Raw genomic sequence first — 17,322 nt, 5'->3', positions numbered from 1 at the left:
AAACTCACTCCATTATTAGCATGCTATTAATTTCGCTGTAGAGATTAATATATAGCGATAACTATAATGGAGTGAGTTATGTCTGATACTGAGCAATATGGAGGCATCAGCCGCAGGACGTTAGTGAAATCCTCGGCTATCGGTTCGCTGGCGCTTGCCGCAGGCGGGCTGTCATTACCTTTTGGAATGCGCACCGCCGCCGCTGCGGTACAACGGGCGATACAACCGGCTGAAGAGAAAGTGGTTTGGGGCGCGTGTTCCGTGAACTGCGGCAGCCGTTGTGCCCTGCAACTCCACGTCAAAGATGACGAAGTCGTATGGGTGGAGTCCGATACGACCGGAGACGATCTTTATGGTCAGCACCAGGTTCGTGCCTGTCTGCGTGGGCGTTCAATCCGCCGACGGATCAATCATCCGGATCGCCTGAATTATCCGATGAAGCGCGTAGGCAAACGTGGTGAGGGAAAATTCGAACGTATAACCTGGCAGGAAGCGCTGGATACCATCAGTGACAGTTTAAAAAATACCGTGGAGAAATACGGTAATGAAGCTGTTTATATTAATTACACCTCAGGCATTGTAGGCGGCAACATTACGCGCTCCTCTCCTTATGCCTCGCTGGTCGCTCGCCTGATGAACTGCTATGGCGGTTTCCTGAGCCATTACGGCACTTACAGCACCGCACAAATCGCGGCAGCAATGCCCTATACCTACGGCTCAAATGACGGCAACAGCACATCCGACATCGAAAACACGAAACTGGTAGTAATGTTTGGCAATAACCCTGCCGAAACGCGTATGAGCGGCGGCGGAATAACGTACTTCCTTGAACAGGCCCGGGAGCGCTCTAATGCCCGGATGATCGTCATTGACCCGCGATATACTGATACCGCAGCGGGTCGTGAAGATGAGTGGATCCCTATTCGTCCGGGAACTGATGCCGCACTCGTGGCGGGACTTGCCTGGGTTATGATTAACGAAAATCTTGTCGACCAGGCGTTCCTCGACACATATTGCATCGGTTATGACGAGAAAACCCTACCCGCCGACGCCCCCGCTAACGGACATTACAAGGCCTATATACTTGGCAACGGCGATGATGGTATCGCTAAAACGCCCCAATGGGCCTCGCATGTCACCGGGATCCCCGCCGATCGCATTATCAAACTGGCTCGGGAAATCGGCAGCACAAAACCGGCATATATTTGTCAGGGCTGGGGGCCGCAACGTCAGGCTAACGGCGAACTGACCTCACGGGCGATCGCGATGTTGCCTATCCTGACCGGCAACGTTGGCATCAACGGCGGCAATAGCGGTGCACGAGAATCAACCTACACCATCACGATTGAACGCATGCCGCTGCCGGAGAATCCCATCAAGACCCAGATATCCTGCTTTAGCTGGACCGACGCCATCGCTCGTGGCCCGGAAATGACCGCAACCCGCGATGGCGTGCGCGGGAAAGATAAGCTCGATGTACCGATTAAATTTATCTGGAACTACGCGGGCAACACCATTACTAATCAGCACTCAGATATCAATAAAACGCATGAGATCCTTCAGGATGACACGAAATGCGAAATGATAGTAGTCATCGAAAACTTCATGACATCTTCGGCCAAATATGCCGATATTCTGCTGCCGGACTTAATGACCGTCGAACAGGAAGACATTATTCCTAACGACTATGCGGGCAACATGGGATACCTCATTTTTATTCAACCCGCGACGTCACCGAAGTTCGAGCGTAAACCGATCTACTGGATAATGAGCGAAGTCGCCAAACGCCTTGGCAATGATATCTATCAACGCTTTACGGAAGGCCGTACTCAGGAACAGTGGCTCCAGTATTTGTATGCAAAAATGCTGGCCAAAGACCCCGCGCTGCCTTCCTATGACGAGCTGAAAAAAATGGGGATCTATAAACGTAAAGACCCTAACGGGCATTTTGTCGCTTATAAAAAATTCCGCGACGATCCGCAGGCCAATCCGCTCAAAACACCGTCCGGAAAGATTGAAATTTATTCCAGTCGACTGGCGAAAATAGCCAACACCTGGGAGTTGCAAAAGGACGAAGTAATTAGCCCGCTTCCCGTCTACGCCTCTACGTTTGAAGGGTGGGATGATCCGAAACGCAGCGCATTTCCGCTGCAGTTGTTTGGCTTCCATTACAAATCCCGTACGCACTCCAGCTACGGCAATATCGATGTTCTGCAGGCGTCCTGCCGTCAGGAAGTGTGGATCAACCCTGTCGATGCCCAAAAGCGTGGTATTGCAAATGGCGATATGGTGCGGGTCTTTAACGACCGCGGTGAAGTACGTATTGCGGCCAAAGTGACGCCGCGGATCCTGCCCGGCGTCAGCGCAATGGGCCAGGGTGCATGGCACGATGCCGATATGACCGGCGACAAAATTGATCATGGCGCCTGCGTCAATACGCTGACAACACAGCGCCCTTCACCGCTGGCAAAAGGCAACCCACAGCACACTAATCTGGTCGAGATCGAGAAGGTTTAAGGACTAACCCATGACAACTCAGTATGGATTTTTTATTGATTCCAGTCGTTGCACCGGATGCAAAACCTGCGAACTGGCCTGCAAAGACTACAAGGATCTCACCCCCGACGTCAGTTTCCGCCGGATTTACGAATACGCCGGAGGTGACTGGCAGGAAGACAACGGCGTCTGGCGACAGAACGTTTTCGCCTACTACCTCTCCATTGCCTGTAACCACTGTGAAGATCCGGCCTGTACCAAGGTTTGCCCCAGCGGGGCTATGCATAAACGTGATGATGGTTTTGTGGTCGTTGATGAAGATGTGTGTATTGGCTGTCGTTACTGCCACATGGCCTGTCCGTACGGCGCACCGCAGTACAATGCCGCCAAAGGGCATATGACCAAGTGCGATGGCTGTCATGACCGCGTGGCAGACGGCAAAAAGCCTGTCTGCGTCGAGTCCTGTCCGCTGCGTGCGCTGGACTTCGGTCCCATTGATGAGCTGCGCAAAAAACATGGTGATCTGGCAGCCGTCGCCCCGCTGCCGGGTGCGCACTTCACCAGACCGAGTATTGTGATCAAACCAAACGCCAATTGCCGCCCGACCGGGGATACCACGGGTTTTCTGGCTAATCCAAAGGAGGTGTAAAATGGGAAATGGATGGCATGAATGGCCGCTGGTACTGTTCACGGTGCTGGGCCAGTGCGTAGCCGGGGCGCTGATCGTAAGTGGCTACGGCTGGCTAACCACTAAAGACGATGCGGTAAAGCAGCGTATTGTGCGCAGCATGTTTTTTCTGTGGCTGGTGATGGGCATCGCCTTTCTCGCCTCAGTCATGCATTTAGGTTCGCCGCTGCGCGCGTTTAACTCGCTGAACCGAATTGGCGCATCGGCGCTGAGTAACGAAATTGCCAGCGGTTCGCTGTTTTTCGCCGTCGGTGGCCTGTGGTGGCTGGTGGCGTTTCTCGGTAAAATGCCCGCAACGTTAGGTAAAATCTGGCTGCTGTTGAGCATGTTGCTGGGCCTGGTATTTGTCTATGCGATGACCAACGTCTACCAGATAGACACCGTCCCAACCTGGTATAATGGCTATACTACACTGGCGTTTTTCATGACGATGCTGCTCAGTGGACCGCTGTTTGCCGCCCTGCTGCTGCGGGCTGCGGGTGTTTCCTGCAGCCCTGCCAGATTCGCTGGTATCAGCGTGCTGGCCCTGCTGGTGACCGTGGCTGTTGTTGTGCTGCAGGGACTGTCGCTCGGCGAAATCCACAGTTCGGTACAAAACGCTGGCGCGCTGGTGCCCGACTACGCAAGCCTGCAGGTCTGGCGCATCCTCCTGCTGGTTGCGGGGCTGGGCTGCTGGATATGCCCGCTTGTCCGTCGCAAAGAACCGTCCGTCGGCGGACTGGCGCTGGGCTTAGTGTCCGTCCTCGCCGGTGAAATCATTGGCCGCGGCTTGTTTTACGGTTTACATATGACAGTCGGAATGGCTGTCGCAGGTTAATTTTCGGGTGCGGGGCAACCCGCACTGTTCAGGATTGTTTGCATGACCCATTTTTCACAACGTGACAACTTTTCCACCGCAGCGCGTGTGCTCGGCGCGCTGTTTTACTATGCCCCAGACAGTGCCGAAGCTTCGGCACTGGTCAGTGCCTTAAGCAACGATGGTTGGCAGGCGCAGTGGCCGCTTGAAAAGACAACGCTTTCGCCGTTAGTTGCACAGTTTCAGGCTGAGGCCGATGAGTCTCTCCCGCAAGCCTGGCAACGTCTGTTTGTTGGCCCTTATGCGCTCCCTTCTCCGCCCTGGGGATCCGTCTGGCTGGATCGAGAAAACGTGTTGTTTGGCGACTCCACGCTGGCTCTGCGTCAGTGGATGCGTGACAACGGTATCCAGTTTGCTATGCAGCAAAATGAGCCAGAAGATCACTTTGGTTCACTACTGTTGCTGACGGCCTGGCTTGCTGAGAACGAACGCCACACCGAGTGCGAACAGCTGCTGGCCTGGCATCTGTTCCCATGGTCATCGCGCTTCCTTAATGTGTTTATCGAAAAAGCCGATCACCCGTTCTATCAGGCGCTGGGTGAGTTGGCGCGTCTGACGCTGGCACAGTGGCAATCACAGTTATTGATCCCGGTAGCCGATAAGCCTTTGTTTCGTTAATTTCGTCACAGGCAGGATGCATACTGCCTGTGGTGCATCCTGTTGCGCACGCTGAGCTTTTGCTTCTGTTGTCAAATAGCCGCAAAATAAAACGTCTGAAACTTCCTCTCTGGCCACACATGCATCATTTACATGCTTATCCTGACCTGCGCGCCATGTTCCGCCGTCTGCTGATCGCCGCGTTGATTGGCGTCCTTGCTGCGCTGGCCGTCGCAGGATTTCGTCATGCCATGCTGCTTCTCGAATGGTTGTTTCTGAGCAATAACACGGGGAGTCTGGTCAACGCTGCGACAAACCTTTCGCCTTTAAGGCGTATGCTGACACCTGCACTCGGCGGTCTGGCGGCTGGATTACTGCTGTGGGGCTGGCAAAAATTTAACCGTTTACGCCCACAGGCTCCCACTGATTATATGGAAGCCCTACAAACCGACGGACAATTTGACGTCAGTGCAAGCCTGGTGAAATCGCTGGCCTCGTTACTGGTTGTCGCCAGCGGGAGCGCTATCGGACGCGAAGGTGCCATGATTTTACTGGCGGCGCTGGCGGCTTCCTGCTTTGCTCAACGCTTTACCCCACGTACAGAATGGAAGTTATGGATTGCCTGCGGCGCCGCAGCGGGTATGGCCGGAGCCTATCATGCCCCGCTGGCGGGCAGTTTATTTATTGCCGAAGTGTTGTTTGGCACGCTGATCCTCGCATCACTGGGACCGGTAGTGGTGTCCGCCGTAGTCGCATTACTCACCACCAATCTGCTTAGCGACAGCAATGCGCTGCTGTATACCGTGCACCTGTCTCGGGAATTGCATACTCTGGAATACGTTATGATTGTCAGCACCGGTCTGACTGCTGGCATCTGCGGACCGCTCTTCATGTGGCTGATGACCGCCAGCCATAATGGTTTTTTGCGCTTAAAACTCTCGCCGCCGTGGCAACTGGCGCTTGGTGGGTTGATCGTTGGCCTGCTTTCATTGCTCACGCCTGCAGTCTGGGGTAATGGCTACAGCGTGGTGCAGTCATATTTACTTTCGCCACCGCTGCTGGCCGTAGTTAGCGGGATTTTTATCTGCAAATTACTGGCGGTGCTTGCCAGCAGTGGATCCGGTGCGCCAGGTGGCGTGTTTACGCCAACGCTGTTTGTCGGCTTGTCGGTGGGCATGCTGCTGGGTCAGGTATGGGGATTATGGCTTCCGGGCTCGGATGAAATTGCTATTTTGCTGGGCTTAACGGGGATGGCCACGCTGCTGGCGGCTACCACGCATGCACCAATAATGTCGACCTTGATGGTTTGTGAAATGACCGGGGAGTATCGCCTGCTCCCCGGATTACTGATTGCCTGTGTCCTGGCGTCGGTGCTGTCGCGTACGTTACGCCACGACTCTATCTACCGACAGCACGCTGCCGAGCATTGACAGACGGATGTACTGCGACAGCTCACGCTGCTCTGCACGAGGCAGATAAGGCAGTTCACCGATAAGCGGGGCAGGTAATTTTTTACCCAGCACATCAATGATTTCCGCATAATGCGCCAGCCCCGGGTTGATTCGGTTCGCGACCCAGCCAATCAGCGGCAGTCCGTCGCTGGCAATCGCCTGTGCGGTGAGGATGGCATGATTAATACAGCCTTCCTGGATACCCACCACCATCAGCACCGGCAGTTGTTCCTGCACCACCCATTCCGATAACGGACGCAGATCGTTCATCAAGCTCCGCCAGCCTCCGGTGCCTTCCACGACAACGTGATCGACTTTTTCGCTGAGGCTTGCGAGACCGTTGGATAACAGGGTGTAATTGACCGGACCACTATGCGCTACGCTACTTTCGTCTTCGCTGAGCGCAATCGGGTTGACCGCTTCGTAAGGCAGTTCGATAGTGGACACGCTTTGCAGCACCAGCGCATCTTTGTTGCGCAGACCTTCGGGCGTCTCTTTGCTGCCTTTGGCTACAGGTTTGTAACCCGCAACGCTTTTACCCCCTGACGCTAACGCTTGTAGTAATGCGCGGGAAACCACGGTCTTCCCAACAGAAGTGTCTGTACCTGTAATAAAGAAACGCTTCAGCATCACTAACTCCACCGTTATGCTTTGAAAATATAAGTCAGGAAAATAAAACAGTGGAGAAAGTCTAAGGTATGACGACCAGGATCAGCTTGAGATAGCGCAATTTTTCGTACAACAGTTAAAAAATGTTAACCCTGTAATAGACGAATCAACAAAGAACCGTTATACATCGCGTCCTTAACGAGCGCCGCCCCCGCCATCGTCCCCTGATTGGTAAACTGCGTACTTTCGACGACTATATGCTGACTGTAAGCCGGAAGTGCCTGCTGACGAATGCTGTCAGCGATGGTAGGGAACAAGATATCTGCCGCTTTACTGAGCGGAGACCCAATCAATATCTTTTGCGGGTTGAACAAATTCACCATGATGGCAAGAATTCTGCCGACGTGGGTCCCGACGCCGCTAATGATATCTTTCGCCAATAAATCACCCTGCATTGCCGCCAGACACAGTGCGTCTACCGTCAGCGGTTGCCCGTGTAAAGAAGAACTCATTGACTGCTTCAAGCGCACCTGCGCCAGTTCGAGCACGCTGTCAACGCTGGCGATCGTTTCCAGACAACCATGGTTACCGCAGTAGCAGCGTTTACCGTACGGATCCACCTGCGTATGGCCAATTTCCACCAGGCTACTGCTGCCTGCATGCAGTAAATGACCGTCAGTGATCACCCCGGCACCCACGTTATGATCGATCACCACCTGAATGACGTCGCGCGCACCACGCGATGCGCCGAAAAGCGCCTCAGCCATGGTCCAGGCGCTAATATCATGCTGAATATAGACCGGTACGCCAGTATGGTTCTCAAGCGCCTGGCCCAGCGGCATCTCTTTGACATCTTCGTAAAATGGCATGCGATGCACGATACCGTTTTCAGTATCAATAATGCCGGGTAAGGTGATGGCGATGGAGGTTAAGCGTTCCAGCTTTTGTTGATGGCGGATGAAAAACTGGTCGACCTGGGTAATAACACGTTCCAGAAGCGGTGTTTCACTGACCAGCTCCATTTCAAGACAATCTTCTACCACCAGTTTGCTGCTCAGATCGCGCAGTGCCAGAAAGATCTCGCCGCGACTGATACGGATGGATAAATAGTGCCAAGCTTCCGTTTCAACAACCAGCCCAACTGCCGGACGCCCACGGCTGCCCGCTTCCTTGATTTCCAGCTCTTGCACCAGGTGCGCTTCGAGCATTTCGCGGACAATTTTAGTAATACTGGCAGGCGCCAATTGCGCCAGGCGAGAGAGATCAATACGCGATACCGGACCCAGCTGATCAATCAGGCGATAAACCGCGCCAGCATTGGTCTGCTTAATTTGATCGATATGCCCAGGCTGACTATCAGCAACCACCACTTACTCCCTTTATTTTCGCGCTCCGAAATAATCTGCGGGCTATGGTGAAGCACTTCAATGGCTCCCGTCAACTTTTTACTTAGCCTTGTGATTTACTGCACATTTTCACTCATTTTTAAACTAAATTAATCGCCTGAACGGCCGCCAGCAGCTGCTCACGAAAACGTTGCGCGGCGTGACTTTGCTCATGATGCTTTGGCCACACTAACCACATTTCCGAGACAGCATCTTCTTCCGCTATCGGGATCCAACACATTTCATATAGCTGCACCCGTTTAAAAGAAGCAGGAAGTATAGAAACCCCTAATCCTGCAGCCACCAGCCCGATGATAGTCATCGCTTCGCCAACCTCCTGCGCAATCGTCGGTTTTAGTCCATAGCGACGCATCAGGCCAAGAATATCGTCATACAACCCTGTCCCCACATGGGGATCAAAAAAGACAAATGGTTCATTCGCCAGCTCGGCCAACGTGACCACGGGTTTTTGCGCCAACGGATGCGCGCGTGGGATCATCGCCATCAGTGGTTCATGCAGAATGATTTCACGCTCCAGCGTTTCCGGAAGCTGCGTATTGCGCAGAAGTCCCAAATCCAGCGTCCCTTCATTGAGCGGGGCAATTTGCTCACGTGTGTTCATTTCGCGGGTTTGCATATGCACTGCCGGGTAGCTTTGACGAAACAGAGATAACGTATCTGAAACGGCTTTGATAAACGGCGCCGACGACGTAAAGCCGATACGCAATTCCCCTGCTTCTCCCAAATGCAAACGCTCAGCCCTGGCGGCGGCTTCATTAACCAGCCCGAGGATCTGCCGACTGTCTGCAAGAAACTGCTTTCCGGCAGAGGTCAGCGCCACGCTACGGTTAGTTCGGGCAAGTAACCGGGCGCCAACCTGCTGTTCAAGGATCTGGATCTGCTGGCTTAGCGGCGGTTGCGAAATGTTTAATCGCGCTGCCGCCCGACCAAAATGCAACTCTTCGGCAACGGCCACAAAGTAACGTAAATGACGCAGTTCGATATTCATATTTTTAAAGTATTATTTGAGATTATTAATATATTAGACAGAATATTGTGATTTTCATACTCTTAAGGCTGGTCCTGTAGACGTAATTGGATGAGCAAGGATTTCAAGTGAGCCGTACAACAACTGTCGATACCGCGCCAACAAGCGATGTTGATGAACAGATAGTTACCCCGCCGGATGGTTTTATCAAACGCGGAACATCCCCATTTATGCGTGTCACGCTGGCGCTGTTTTCCGCCGGACTGGCGACTTTTGCCCTCCTCTATTGCGTACAACCCATACTGCCTGTGCTTTCGCACGAGTTTGGAGTCTCTCCTGCCAGCAGTAGTATTTCGCTCTCCATTTCAACGGCGATGCTGGCGATAGGGTTACTGTTTACCGGTCCACTTTCAGATGCTATTGGCCGCAAGCCGGTGATGGTTACCGCACTGCTGCTCGCCTCTTGTTGTACGCTCCTTTCAACAATGATGACCAGCTGGCACGGTATTTTAATCATGCGGGCGCTGATAGGACTTTCACTGAGCGGGGTCGCGGCGGTAGGGATGACCTATCTGAGTGAAGAGATTCATCCTAGTTTCGTCGCCTTCTCAATGGGCTTGTATATCAGCGGTAACTCGATTGGCGGTATGAGTGGTCGCTTGATCAGCGGCGTGTTTACCGACTTTTTTAACTGGCGTATCGCGCTGGCGGCGATCGGCTGTTTTGCCCTTGCCTCTGCGCTGATGTTCTGGAAAATCCTGCCGGAATCTCGTCATTTCAGACCAACGTCGCTGCGCCCGAAAACGTTGTTTATCAACTTCCGCTTGCACTGGCGCGACAGAGGCTTGCCGCTGCTGTTTGCGGAAGGTTTTTTACTGATGGGATCGTTTGTCACGCTGTTTAATTACATCGGCTACCGCCTGATGCTCTCTCCGTGGGAGCTCAGCCAGGCGGTTGTCGGTCTGTTATCTGTGGCGTATCTGACCGGGACCTGGAGTTCGCCAAAAGCAGGTTCTATGACCACTCGTTATGGCCGTGGCCCGGTAATGCTCTTTTCAACTGGCGTGATGCTGGTTGGACTGTTGATGACCCTGTTCACATCGCTATGGCTGATCTTCGCCGGGATGCTGCTCTTTTCAGCCGGTTTTTTTGCCGCGCACTCCGTAGCAAGCAGCTGGATTGGACCACGGGCAAAACGCGCTAAAGGCCAGGCTTCTTCCCTGTATCTGTTCAGCTATTATCTGGGATCCAGTATTGCCGGTACGCTCGGCGGCGTATTCTGGCACAGCTACGGCTGGAACGGCGTGGGCGGATTTATCGCCCTGATGCTGGTGCTGGCGTTGCTGGTCGGCGCACGTTTGCACCATCGTCTGCACGTATAATCCCCGATGCCCGGATTCCGGGCATCGCCTTTATGAATCAGGTAGTAACGTCTGGGCTCCCATTTGCAGAGCAATAACCGTCCCGTTCATCACTATATGCAGCATGATCGGCATCAACAGGCCGTTGCTTTTCAGTCTGGCGATGATCAAAACCTGCGACACAAGAAACAACATCAGCAACGTCCGTAGATCCACATACTGCGTATGCATGATGGCAAAAATGACCGATACCACCACTGACGACAGCCAGGTTTTATTATTGAACCAGTACTGGAACGCGTTGAATAAACAGCCTCTGAAAACAATTTCTTCATAAACTGGCGCAATAAATATCAGAGTCAACGTAGATAACCACAATGCGTAACTACTTAAAGATATTTGGCTGGTCACCCACGCTTCGGTTTGTCTGAGACCCAAAATCAATGGCAGGATAAGCTGAATAAACAGCAGCGCCGCAAACAAAATGGTAAACCACCTGGCGTTGAAAATGCCTTTGCCCAGCCCCTCTCTTTTTCTGAAGAAGAAGTAATACAGCGGAACCAGCACAACAAATTCCAATGCAAACAACAGCGGGAAAAGTAGCCCTTTGGCAAGCAGGTCCTGACTCGCGGGGAAAAACAACGGGGTAAACGTGAGGCCAAACATCAGTAAAAACATTGAAAAGCAGCCAGCTACTGCTTTGGTCCTGGCGATATACAGGTTGTCGGCATCCTGTGACATACAATCTCCTTGCGCTCATCGAAGATAAGTTGATGAATTACCGATACATGATAAAAATTCTCATTATCACTGACAACCTACCAACTTTTACGCAATGCCCATTGGGGCAATGCCAAAACCCTCTTTACTCCGGAACTTCACCGTCAACTACTCAGGGGAGAATCCGCCAGCGGCAACGAAAAACGGAAGCAGGCCCCTGCCGTTGAGCTAACCAGGCTGATATCCCCTCCATGCAGCTCGAGCATTCTACGCACGATCAGTAAGCCCAGGCCGCCGCGCTCAGCCCTCTGCTCACGGGGAACTAACGCGGTCGGGCGCTGAAACAATACTTCTCGCACAGCTTCTTCTACCCCAGGCCCGCTGTCCTGCACTTCGGCTAATAAACGGTCTGCATCACGCCAGACTTTTAGCCGCACTTCACCTCCGTCAGGCGTATGACGGATAGCGTTATCCAGCAGATTCGTCACAACTCTTTCTATCATTGATAAATCGGCATTCACCAGCGGTAACGGCCCCATTACGTCAAGGTGCAACTGCAAATGACGCGTGGCAACAGGGAGATCAAATTTCTGTGCCACATCCTGGATCAATTCACCAATAGCAAAACGTTCACGCTGCGGTTTTATACCGCCATGCTCCAGTCTTGCCAGCTCAAACAGCTGTTGTGACAGATGACGAACTTTATGTCCCTGGCGCAGCGCGATACTAAGATAATGCCGGTTTTCCTCCGGCGTCATCGTATCGGCTTTCAGCGACAGCATTTCCAGATACCCCAGCAATGAAGTCAGCGGCGTGCGTAAATCGTGCGAAATATTGGCTATAAACTCTCTGCGCTGACGATCGCTGTCCGCTAATAGATCCCACTGCTGCGCAATTTTCTGCGCTAACTCGATAAACGCATTGTTCAACAACGCAATTTCATTTGCCGGGGCCGGGTCGGGATTTTTTTGCGCCAGCTGTTTGATGACGCTAATGCTGTCCTGTTCCAGTTTGACCACCTGCCCAGTCAACATTTTCACTGGATTCGTCACCCATCGCCACACCAGAAAACCTGCAATTCCGCCGGCTAATAAAACCAGTATTAACGTCCAGGCCACGGTATTCCAGAGCGTTTTTTGCCAGGCGGTATTCGCCAACATATTCAGATCTTCGCCCTGCAGAATAATGTACAAATAGCCATGCAGCTCACCGTTATATAAAACCGGCGCGGCGCTGAATACCTTTTGCTGGCTGCTGCGCGGATCGTTGCCATATACGGGCAACGCATCTGAGTTAAGGAAATCCTGAATCGGCTGCACGCTAATTTTCTGCTGCTGGACATGCCCCGGCGGTGCGGCATCAGCGAGTATTTCACCTGATGGTGAAACCAGATACAGCTCCACGCTGGGGTTGAGCGTCATCAGGTGATTAAACAATCCTTTTAAGGTCTGGCGATTAACCTGCCCGCTGGCATCAATAAGCGACTCACTTTTGACAATCTTGCTCGCCAGCTCCAGCGAGAGCCTTTGCACCATCGCGTCGCCATATTGTTTGCTACTGCGAACCTGGACAGCACTGACGGCAACCGCACAAATCAGCATAATGGCGGTAAAGACCAGAGTCAGACGCTGGCTCAGCGACAGGCGATAAATCATGGCTGATGCTCCGCATTAACCGCAGCAAGCTTATAGCCTCGTCCCCAAACCGTGAGAATAATTTCCGGCTCCGCAGCATCCTTTTCAATTTTGGTCCGCAGACGATTAATATGACTGTTCACCGTATGCTCATACCCTTCATGCTGGTAGCCCCACACCTGATCTAACAGCGCCTGGCGCGAAAAGACCTCGCCTGGATGACGGGCGAAAAAATAGAGCAGATCGAATTCTCGCGGTGTCAAATCGAGGGATTTACCATGCAGCCGAACTTCCCGGGCTAAAGGGTCAATCTCTACGCCATGAACGGTGATAATCCCCGCCTCCATACGCAAGTTCTGACTCATCGCTTCCTGACGGCGAAACAACGCCTTCACCCGAGCCATCAACTCCAGCACCGAGAAAGGCTTGGCCAGATAATCATCGGCCCCCATTTCCAACCCCAATACACGGTGCGTTTCGCTGGTCCGGGCGCTGATAATAATAACGGGCAAATAAAAACTCATTTGGCGAATGCGACGACAAATCTCCAGCCCGTCGACCCCCGGCAGCATCAAATCGAGGATAACGGCATCCCAAACGTGTTTCTCCAGTTGTTCAAGCGCTCGCGTGCCGTCCGCTTCATGAACTATCTCGTAACCCTCATCCTTCAGGCTAAGCTGCAAAAGTGAGGCAATATCGCTGTCATCTTCCACCAAAAATATCTTTTTCGCGCCTGCCATCAGTGTCATCCCCCTCTCGTCGTGCTGAAAGCTTACCTCAGGCAAGGGGCGGAAGTTATCACAAAATTTTTAACTTTTCGTGAGGATCCAGGGATACGCATACGCGCAGTATGTCGTTATAGACACACCAGGCATCAACAGGGAAACGTCGCTTTGTTTTCCTTAACATGAAAATAAAAAGGAAAAGTTATGCAGAAAAAACGTCCACTTCGGGAAGCTGATGTTACAGCCGAATCAGTTTTTTTTATGCAACGACGACAAATCCTCAAAGCACTTGGGATAGGCGCGGCGGCGGCCACGCTGTCTTCCCCTACACAGGCTAATTTGTTGGATTGGTTTAAAGGCAACGATCGTCTACCAGCACCCGCAGGCAAAGCGCTCGAATTTACAAAGCCCGGGCGCTGGCAAAACAGCCTGCCTCTGACGCCAGAAGAGAAGGTGACGGGCTACAACAATTTCTATGAATTTGGTCTGGATAAAGCAGATCCCGCCGCCAATGCCGGTAGTCTGAAAACCGATCCCTGGACATTGACGATCAACGGTGAGGTCAACAAACCTTTAACCTTGGATCATGATGCTCTGACCACTCGCTTTCCGTTAGAAGAGCGTATTTACCGGATGCGTTGCGTTGAAGCATGGTCGATGGTTGTGCCGTGGGTCGGATTTCCTTTGCATAAATTATTGGCGCTGGTTGAGCCAACAAGTCACGCCAAATACGTCGCCTTTGAAACTCGCTACGCCCCTGATGAAATGCCCGGCCAGAAAGATCGCTTCATTGGCGGTGGGTTAAAATATCCCTATGTTGAAGGTCTGCGTTTGGATGAAGCCATGCATCCGCTAACACTGCTGACCGTAGGCGTATATGGCAAAGCATTGCCGCCGCAAAATGGGGCGCCGATACGCCTGACCGTACCCTGGAAGTACGGCTTCAAGGGCATTAAATCGATAGTCAGTATTACGCTGACGCGTGAGCAGCCACCGACGACCTGGAATATGTCAGCACCGAATGAATACGGTTTTTACGCCAACGTAAATCCGCAGGTCGATCACCCTCGTTGGTCTCAGGCTACTGAACGGTTTATCGGTTCGGGTGGCATTCTTGATGTGCAGCGACAGCCCACGTTACCTTTTAATGGTTATGCCGATGAGGTGGCATCGTTATATCGGGGTATGGATCTTCGGGAGTATTTTTAGTGAGATTGACCGCAAAACAGATAACCGGCCTGAAAGTGCTGCTGCATCTCGCCGGTTTTTTACCCCTGCTATGGCTCTTTTGGGCCGCGCAGCATGGCGGGTTGGGTGCCGACCCGGGAAAAGATATCCAGCACTTTACGGGTATTACCGCGCTAAAGTTTTTGCTTGCTACTTTGCTGGTATCCCCGCTTGCACGCTACGCAAAGCAGCCTTTGTTGTTTCGTACCCGGCGGTTGTTAGGTTTATGGTGTTTTGCATGGGCCACACTGCATATGGCCAGCTATGCTCTGCTGGAACTGGGTATACAAAATCTGGGATTGTTGGGTCGTGAACTGGTTTCACGCCCATGGCTATCCCTGGGCATGACCGGTTGGATTATCTTATTCCTGTTGACGTTGACCTCCACGCAAGCCGCGCAGCGTAAAATGGGCAAACGCTGGCAAACATTGCACAACTACGTCTACCTGGCCGCCATTTTGCTACCGCTGCATTACATATGGTCGGTAAAAGTGTTGTCACCGCTCCCTATTATCTACGCCATCTGTTTTGTGGTTCTGTTGGCTTTTCGCTATAAAAAACTTTTACGAAAAACCAGGTATAAAGGTGTGTTTATGAAAAGTGAGTGAATCACGGTAAACTTCTTAACCACACCTAAACAGAACGAGAACAAAAAATGAGTAACAATGATAATTACCATCAGCTCACCCGCACGTTCCAGCGGCTCTCTCGCTTCTCCCACCTCTCGGCAATCGCCAGTTGGGACATGTTTACCATGATGCCGTCAGGAGGAAGCAAAGCCCGCGGCGAAGCGCTGGCCGAGCTGAGCGTGCTTGAACACCAACTGTTAACCGATCCGAAAGTGGCAATGTGGATCTCCGCAGCACAACAGGAAGACCTCAACGATGTAGAACAGGCGAACCTGCGCGAAATGTCGCGACTGCATCACCAGGCATCCTTGTTGCCGGAATCGTTGGTAGAAGCAAAATCACTTGCGGGAAGCCGCTGCGAGCATGCCTGGCGTAGCCAGCGACCGGCAAATGACTGGGAAGGATTTTCCGAAAACCTGAAAGAGGTTGTGAAGTATAGCCGCGAAGAAGCCCGACTGCGCGCAGAAGCTAAAGGGTGTTCGCCGTATGACGCGTTACTGGACATTTTTGAACCGGGAATGACCAGCGCGCAGTTGGACAACCTTTTCGCGGACGTTAAAAGCTGGCTACCCGACCTGCTAAACAAGGTAGTGGCAAAGCAATCTCAACAGTCGCTCATCGCCCCGGTAGGCCCCTTCCCAACAGCTGTACAGCGAGAGTTGGGTCTTGAAACAATGGCACAGCTAGGTTTCGACTTTACCGCTGGTCGGCTGGATATCAGTGCACATCCCTTCTGTGGCGGCGTACCAGAAGATGTTCGCATTACCACCCGCTATGATGAAAACGAATTGCTCAGCGCGCTGTTTGGCGTGATCCATGAAACCGGTCACGCCCGCTATGAGCAAAATCTTCCGCGTAACTGGTCAGGGCAACCTATCGCTCTGGCACGTTCCACCGCCATTCATGAGTCCCAGAGTCTGTTCTTTGAGATGCAACTGGGACGCAGTAAAGCCTTTCTGACACGGTTAATTCCTGCTGTAACGCGCTACTTTGGCGATCAGGCTGCATTTGAAGAAAGCAATTTCATCGCCTGGAACCAGCAGGTCAAACCCGGGTTTATCCGTGTTGATGCCGACGAGGTGAGCTATCCCGCTCACGTGATCCTGCGTTATGAAATCGAACGTGCGCTCATTAATGGCGATATTGAAGTGGATGATATCCCGGCATTGTGGAATGAGAAAATGCAGGCCTGGCTGGGGCTGTCAACGATCGGAAACTATCGTAACGGTTGTATGCAGGATATTCACTGGACCGACGGCGGCTTTGGCTACTTCCCTTCCTATACCTTGGGCGCTATGTATGCGGCGCAGTTGTTCAGTGCCGCTAACCGCGCATTACCTGATTTGAATCAGTCTATTGCGCAAGGTGAGTTTGGTCCCCTGTTTGACTGGTTACGTCAGAACATCTGGCAGCATGGCAGCCGTTTCACCACTGAACAGCTTATTACCCAGGCCACCGGAGAGCCGCTTAGCAGCCGTTATTTCCGCGCCCACCTGGAAGCCCGCTATTTGTAATCTCATACCGTGAGTCATTGTACATATCGTTACACGCCGATACCAATGACTCACGGAAGCCCTGTGATTACAGCGATATAGTTATTTCAACGGCCCCGCAGTGGGGTTGAATGAAAAACCAAATCGAGGGTATGAGAATGAAAAAAGTATTAGCTCTGGTTGTTGCCGCTGCTATGGGTCTGTCTTCTGCTGCATTTGCTGCTGAAACAACTGCTACAACCGCTCCGGCTGCTGCAGCAACCACTAAAGCTGCGCCGGCAAAAACCACGCATCATAAAAAACAGCACAAAGCAGCGCCGCAGAAAGCACAGGCTGCCAAGAAACACGCTAAAAAATCCACCACAAAACCGGCTGTAGAACAGAAAGCACCAGAGCAGAAAGCTCAGGCTGCTAAAAAACACACCAAAAAAGCTGCAACCAAACCAGCTGCAGAACAAAAAGC

The 17,322-nt window shown here is 52.3% G+C and carries 16 protein-coding genes; 10 read left to right on the top strand and 6 right to left on the bottom strand.

Going from position 1 to position 17,322, the window contains the following annotated elements; genetic code table 11:
* Nucleotides 1-78 precede the first annotated feature (78 nt).
* The 5 genes from ynfE to clcB all read left to right on the top strand — a co-directional run bounded on the left by ynfE (nucleotide 79) and on the right by clcB (nucleotide 6,067).
* Entirely contained in the window at nucleotides 79-2,517 is a 2,439-nt protein-coding gene (gene ynfE, locus OGV89_RS04235) for a selenate/tellurate reductase subunit YnfE (RefSeq protein ID WP_196614980.1), read from the top strand.
* A 10-nt stretch (nucleotides 2,518-2,527) separates the two neighbouring features.
* On the top strand, nucleotides 2,528-3,145 hold the full coding sequence (locus tag OGV89_RS04230; protein WP_003843596.1) for a DMSO/selenate family reductase complex B subunit: 618 nt from the start codon (nucleotides 2,528-2,530) through the stop codon (nucleotides 3,143-3,145).
* 1 nt (nucleotide 3,146) lies between these two features.
* Nucleotides 3,147-4,001, top strand: a complete 855-nt coding sequence (locus OGV89_RS04225) for a dimethyl sulfoxide reductase anchor subunit family protein (RefSeq protein ID WP_003843594.1) — start codon at nucleotides 3,147-3,149, stop codon at nucleotides 3,999-4,001.
* A 42-nt stretch (nucleotides 4,002-4,043) separates the two neighbouring features.
* Nucleotides 4,044-4,658: a Tat proofreading chaperone DmsD gene (gene dmsD, locus OGV89_RS04220; RefSeq protein ID WP_003028918.1), complete on the top strand. Its 615-nt coding sequence runs from the start codon at nucleotides 4,044-4,046 to the stop codon at nucleotides 4,656-4,658.
* A gap of 119 nt (nucleotides 4,659-4,777) precedes the next feature.
* On the top strand, nucleotides 4,778-6,067 hold the full coding sequence (clcB, locus tag OGV89_RS04215) for a voltage-gated ClC-type chloride channel ClcB (RefSeq protein WP_032939109.1): 1,290 nt from the start codon (nucleotides 4,778-4,780) through the stop codon (nucleotides 6,065-6,067).
* Here clcB and bioD read toward each other — a convergent pair.
* From bioD to ynfL, 3 genes are all read right to left on the bottom strand, one after another.
* On the bottom strand, nucleotides 6,023-6,718 hold the full coding sequence (gene bioD / locus OGV89_RS04210) for a dethiobiotin synthase (protein ID WP_003028922.1): 696 nt from the start codon (nucleotides 6,716-6,718) through the stop codon (nucleotides 6,023-6,025). The genes clcB and bioD overlap by 45 nt on opposite strands.
* A 125-nt stretch (nucleotides 6,719-6,843) precedes the next feature.
* On the bottom strand, nucleotides 6,844-8,064 hold the full coding sequence (gene mlc, locus OGV89_RS04205; protein WP_003028923.1) for a sugar metabolism global transcriptional regulator Mlc: 1,221 nt from the start codon (nucleotides 8,062-8,064) through the stop codon (nucleotides 6,844-6,846).
* Nucleotides 8,065-8,182: 118 nt separating this feature from the next.
* Complete coding sequence (ynfL, locus tag OGV89_RS04200; protein ID WP_003836337.1) at nucleotides 8,183-9,091, bottom strand: multidrug efflux transcriptional activator YnfL/SxtR(Kp); 909 nt, start codon at nucleotides 9,089-9,091, stop codon at nucleotides 8,183-8,185.
* 107 nt (nucleotides 9,092-9,198) lie between these two features.
* On the opposite strand from ynfL, the gene ynfM reads away from it, so the two are divergent.
* Complete coding sequence (gene ynfM, locus OGV89_RS04195) at nucleotides 9,199-10,452, top strand: multidrug efflux MFS transporter YnfM/SxtP(Kp) (protein ID WP_003028925.1); 1,254 nt, start codon at nucleotides 9,199-9,201, stop codon at nucleotides 10,450-10,452.
* Between the two features lie 30 nt (nucleotides 10,453-10,482).
* On the opposite strand, the gene OGV89_RS04190 is transcribed toward ynfM, so the two are convergent.
* The 3 genes from OGV89_RS04190 to OGV89_RS04180 all read right to left on the bottom strand — a co-directional run bounded on the left by OGV89_RS04190 (nucleotide 10,483) and on the right by OGV89_RS04180 (nucleotide 13,525).
* Complete coding sequence (locus tag OGV89_RS04190; protein WP_003028926.1) at nucleotides 10,483-11,172, bottom strand: CPBP family intramembrane glutamic endopeptidase; 690 nt, start codon at nucleotides 11,170-11,172, stop codon at nucleotides 10,483-10,485.
* A gap of 143 nt (nucleotides 11,173-11,315) precedes the next feature.
* Nucleotides 11,316-12,806, bottom strand: a complete 1,491-nt coding sequence (locus tag OGV89_RS04185; protein WP_003843586.1) for a sensor histidine kinase — start codon at nucleotides 12,804-12,806, stop codon at nucleotides 11,316-11,318.
* Nucleotides 12,803-13,525: a winged helix-turn-helix domain-containing protein gene (locus OGV89_RS04180; protein ID WP_003028928.1), complete on the bottom strand. Its 723-nt coding sequence runs from the start codon at nucleotides 13,523-13,525 to the stop codon at nucleotides 12,803-12,805. Before OGV89_RS04180 ends, OGV89_RS04185 begins: the two co-directional genes overlap by 4 nt.
* Before the next feature lie 189 nt (nucleotides 13,526-13,714).
* Between OGV89_RS04180 and msrP the strand changes: the two genes are divergently transcribed.
* The 4 genes from msrP to asr form a co-directional block, all read left to right on the top strand.
* Nucleotides 13,715-14,719 carry a protein-methionine-sulfoxide reductase catalytic subunit MsrP gene (msrP, locus tag OGV89_RS04175; protein WP_003843584.1) on the top strand — a complete coding sequence of 335 codons (1,005 nt, stop codon included), beginning with the start codon at nucleotides 13,715-13,717 and terminating at the stop codon, nucleotides 14,717-14,719.
* Nucleotides 14,719-15,345, top strand: a complete 627-nt coding sequence (msrQ, locus tag OGV89_RS04170) for a protein-methionine-sulfoxide reductase heme-binding subunit MsrQ (RefSeq protein WP_003843582.1) — start codon at nucleotides 14,719-14,721, stop codon at nucleotides 15,343-15,345. Before msrP ends, msrQ begins: the two co-directional genes overlap by 1 nt.
* A gap of 47 nt (nucleotides 15,346-15,392) precedes the next feature.
* On the top strand, nucleotides 15,393-16,880 hold the full coding sequence (locus OGV89_RS04165; protein WP_096878430.1) for a carboxypeptidase M32: 1,488 nt from the start codon (nucleotides 15,393-15,395) through the stop codon (nucleotides 16,878-16,880).
* A 137-nt stretch (nucleotides 16,881-17,017) separates the two neighbouring features.
* A partial coding sequence (gene asr / locus OGV89_RS04160; protein WP_286558597.1) for an acid resistance repetitive basic protein Asr occupies nucleotides 17,018-17,322 on the top strand: 305 nt, incomplete at its 3' end.

This window comes from Citrobacter sp. Cf125, from assembly GCF_030333935.1.
GTDB classification, from domain to species: Bacteria; Pseudomonadota; Gammaproteobacteria; order Enterobacterales; family Enterobacteriaceae; genus Citrobacter; species Citrobacter freundii.
The sequence above is the reverse complement of the archived record's forward strand: the minus strand, read 5'-3'. Positions and strand labels throughout refer to the sequence as shown.

What these genes read in the sequence shown, in the direction of transcription:
- ynfE (WP_196614980.1), top strand. Translation starts at nt 79, where the DNA reads ATGTCTGATACTGAGCAATATGGAGGCATCAGCCGCAGGACGTTAGTG.
- OGV89_RS04230 (WP_003843596.1), top strand. Translation starts at nt 2,528, where the DNA reads ATGACAACTCAGTATGGATTTTTTATTGATTCCAGTCGTTGCACCGGA.
- OGV89_RS04225 (WP_003843594.1), top strand. Translation starts at nt 3,147, where the DNA reads ATGGGAAATGGATGGCATGAATGGCCGCTGGTACTGTTCACGGTGCTG.
- dmsD (WP_003028918.1), top strand. Translation starts at nt 4,044, where the DNA reads ATGACCCATTTTTCACAACGTGACAACTTTTCCACCGCAGCGCGTGTG.
- clcB (WP_032939109.1), top strand. Translation starts at nt 4,778, where the DNA reads ATGCATCATTTACATGCTTATCCTGACCTGCGCGCCATGTTCCGCCGT.
- bioD (WP_003028922.1), bottom strand. Translation starts at nt 6,718, where the DNA reads ATGCTGAAGCGTTTCTTTATTACAGGTACAGACACTTCTGTTGGGAAG.
- ynfL (WP_003836337.1), bottom strand. Translation starts at nt 9,091, where the DNA reads ATGAATATCGAACTGCGTCATTTACGTTACTTTGTGGCCGTTGCCGAA.
- OGV89_RS04190 (WP_003028926.1), bottom strand. Translation starts at nt 11,172, where the DNA reads ATGTCACAGGATGCCGACAACCTGTATATCGCCAGGACCAAAGCAGTA.
- OGV89_RS04185 (WP_003843586.1), bottom strand. Translation starts at nt 12,806, where the DNA reads ATGATTTATCGCCTGTCGCTGAGCCAGCGTCTGACTCTGGTCTTTACC.
- OGV89_RS04180 (WP_003028928.1), bottom strand. Translation starts at nt 13,525, where the DNA reads ATGGCAGGCGCGAAAAAGATATTTTTGGTGGAAGATGACAGCGATATT.
- msrP (WP_003843584.1), top strand. Translation starts at nt 13,715, where the DNA reads ATGCAGAAAAAACGTCCACTTCGGGAAGCTGATGTTACAGCCGAATCA.
- OGV89_RS04165 (WP_096878430.1), top strand. Translation starts at nt 15,393, where the DNA reads ATGAGTAACAATGATAATTACCATCAGCTCACCCGCACGTTCCAGCGG.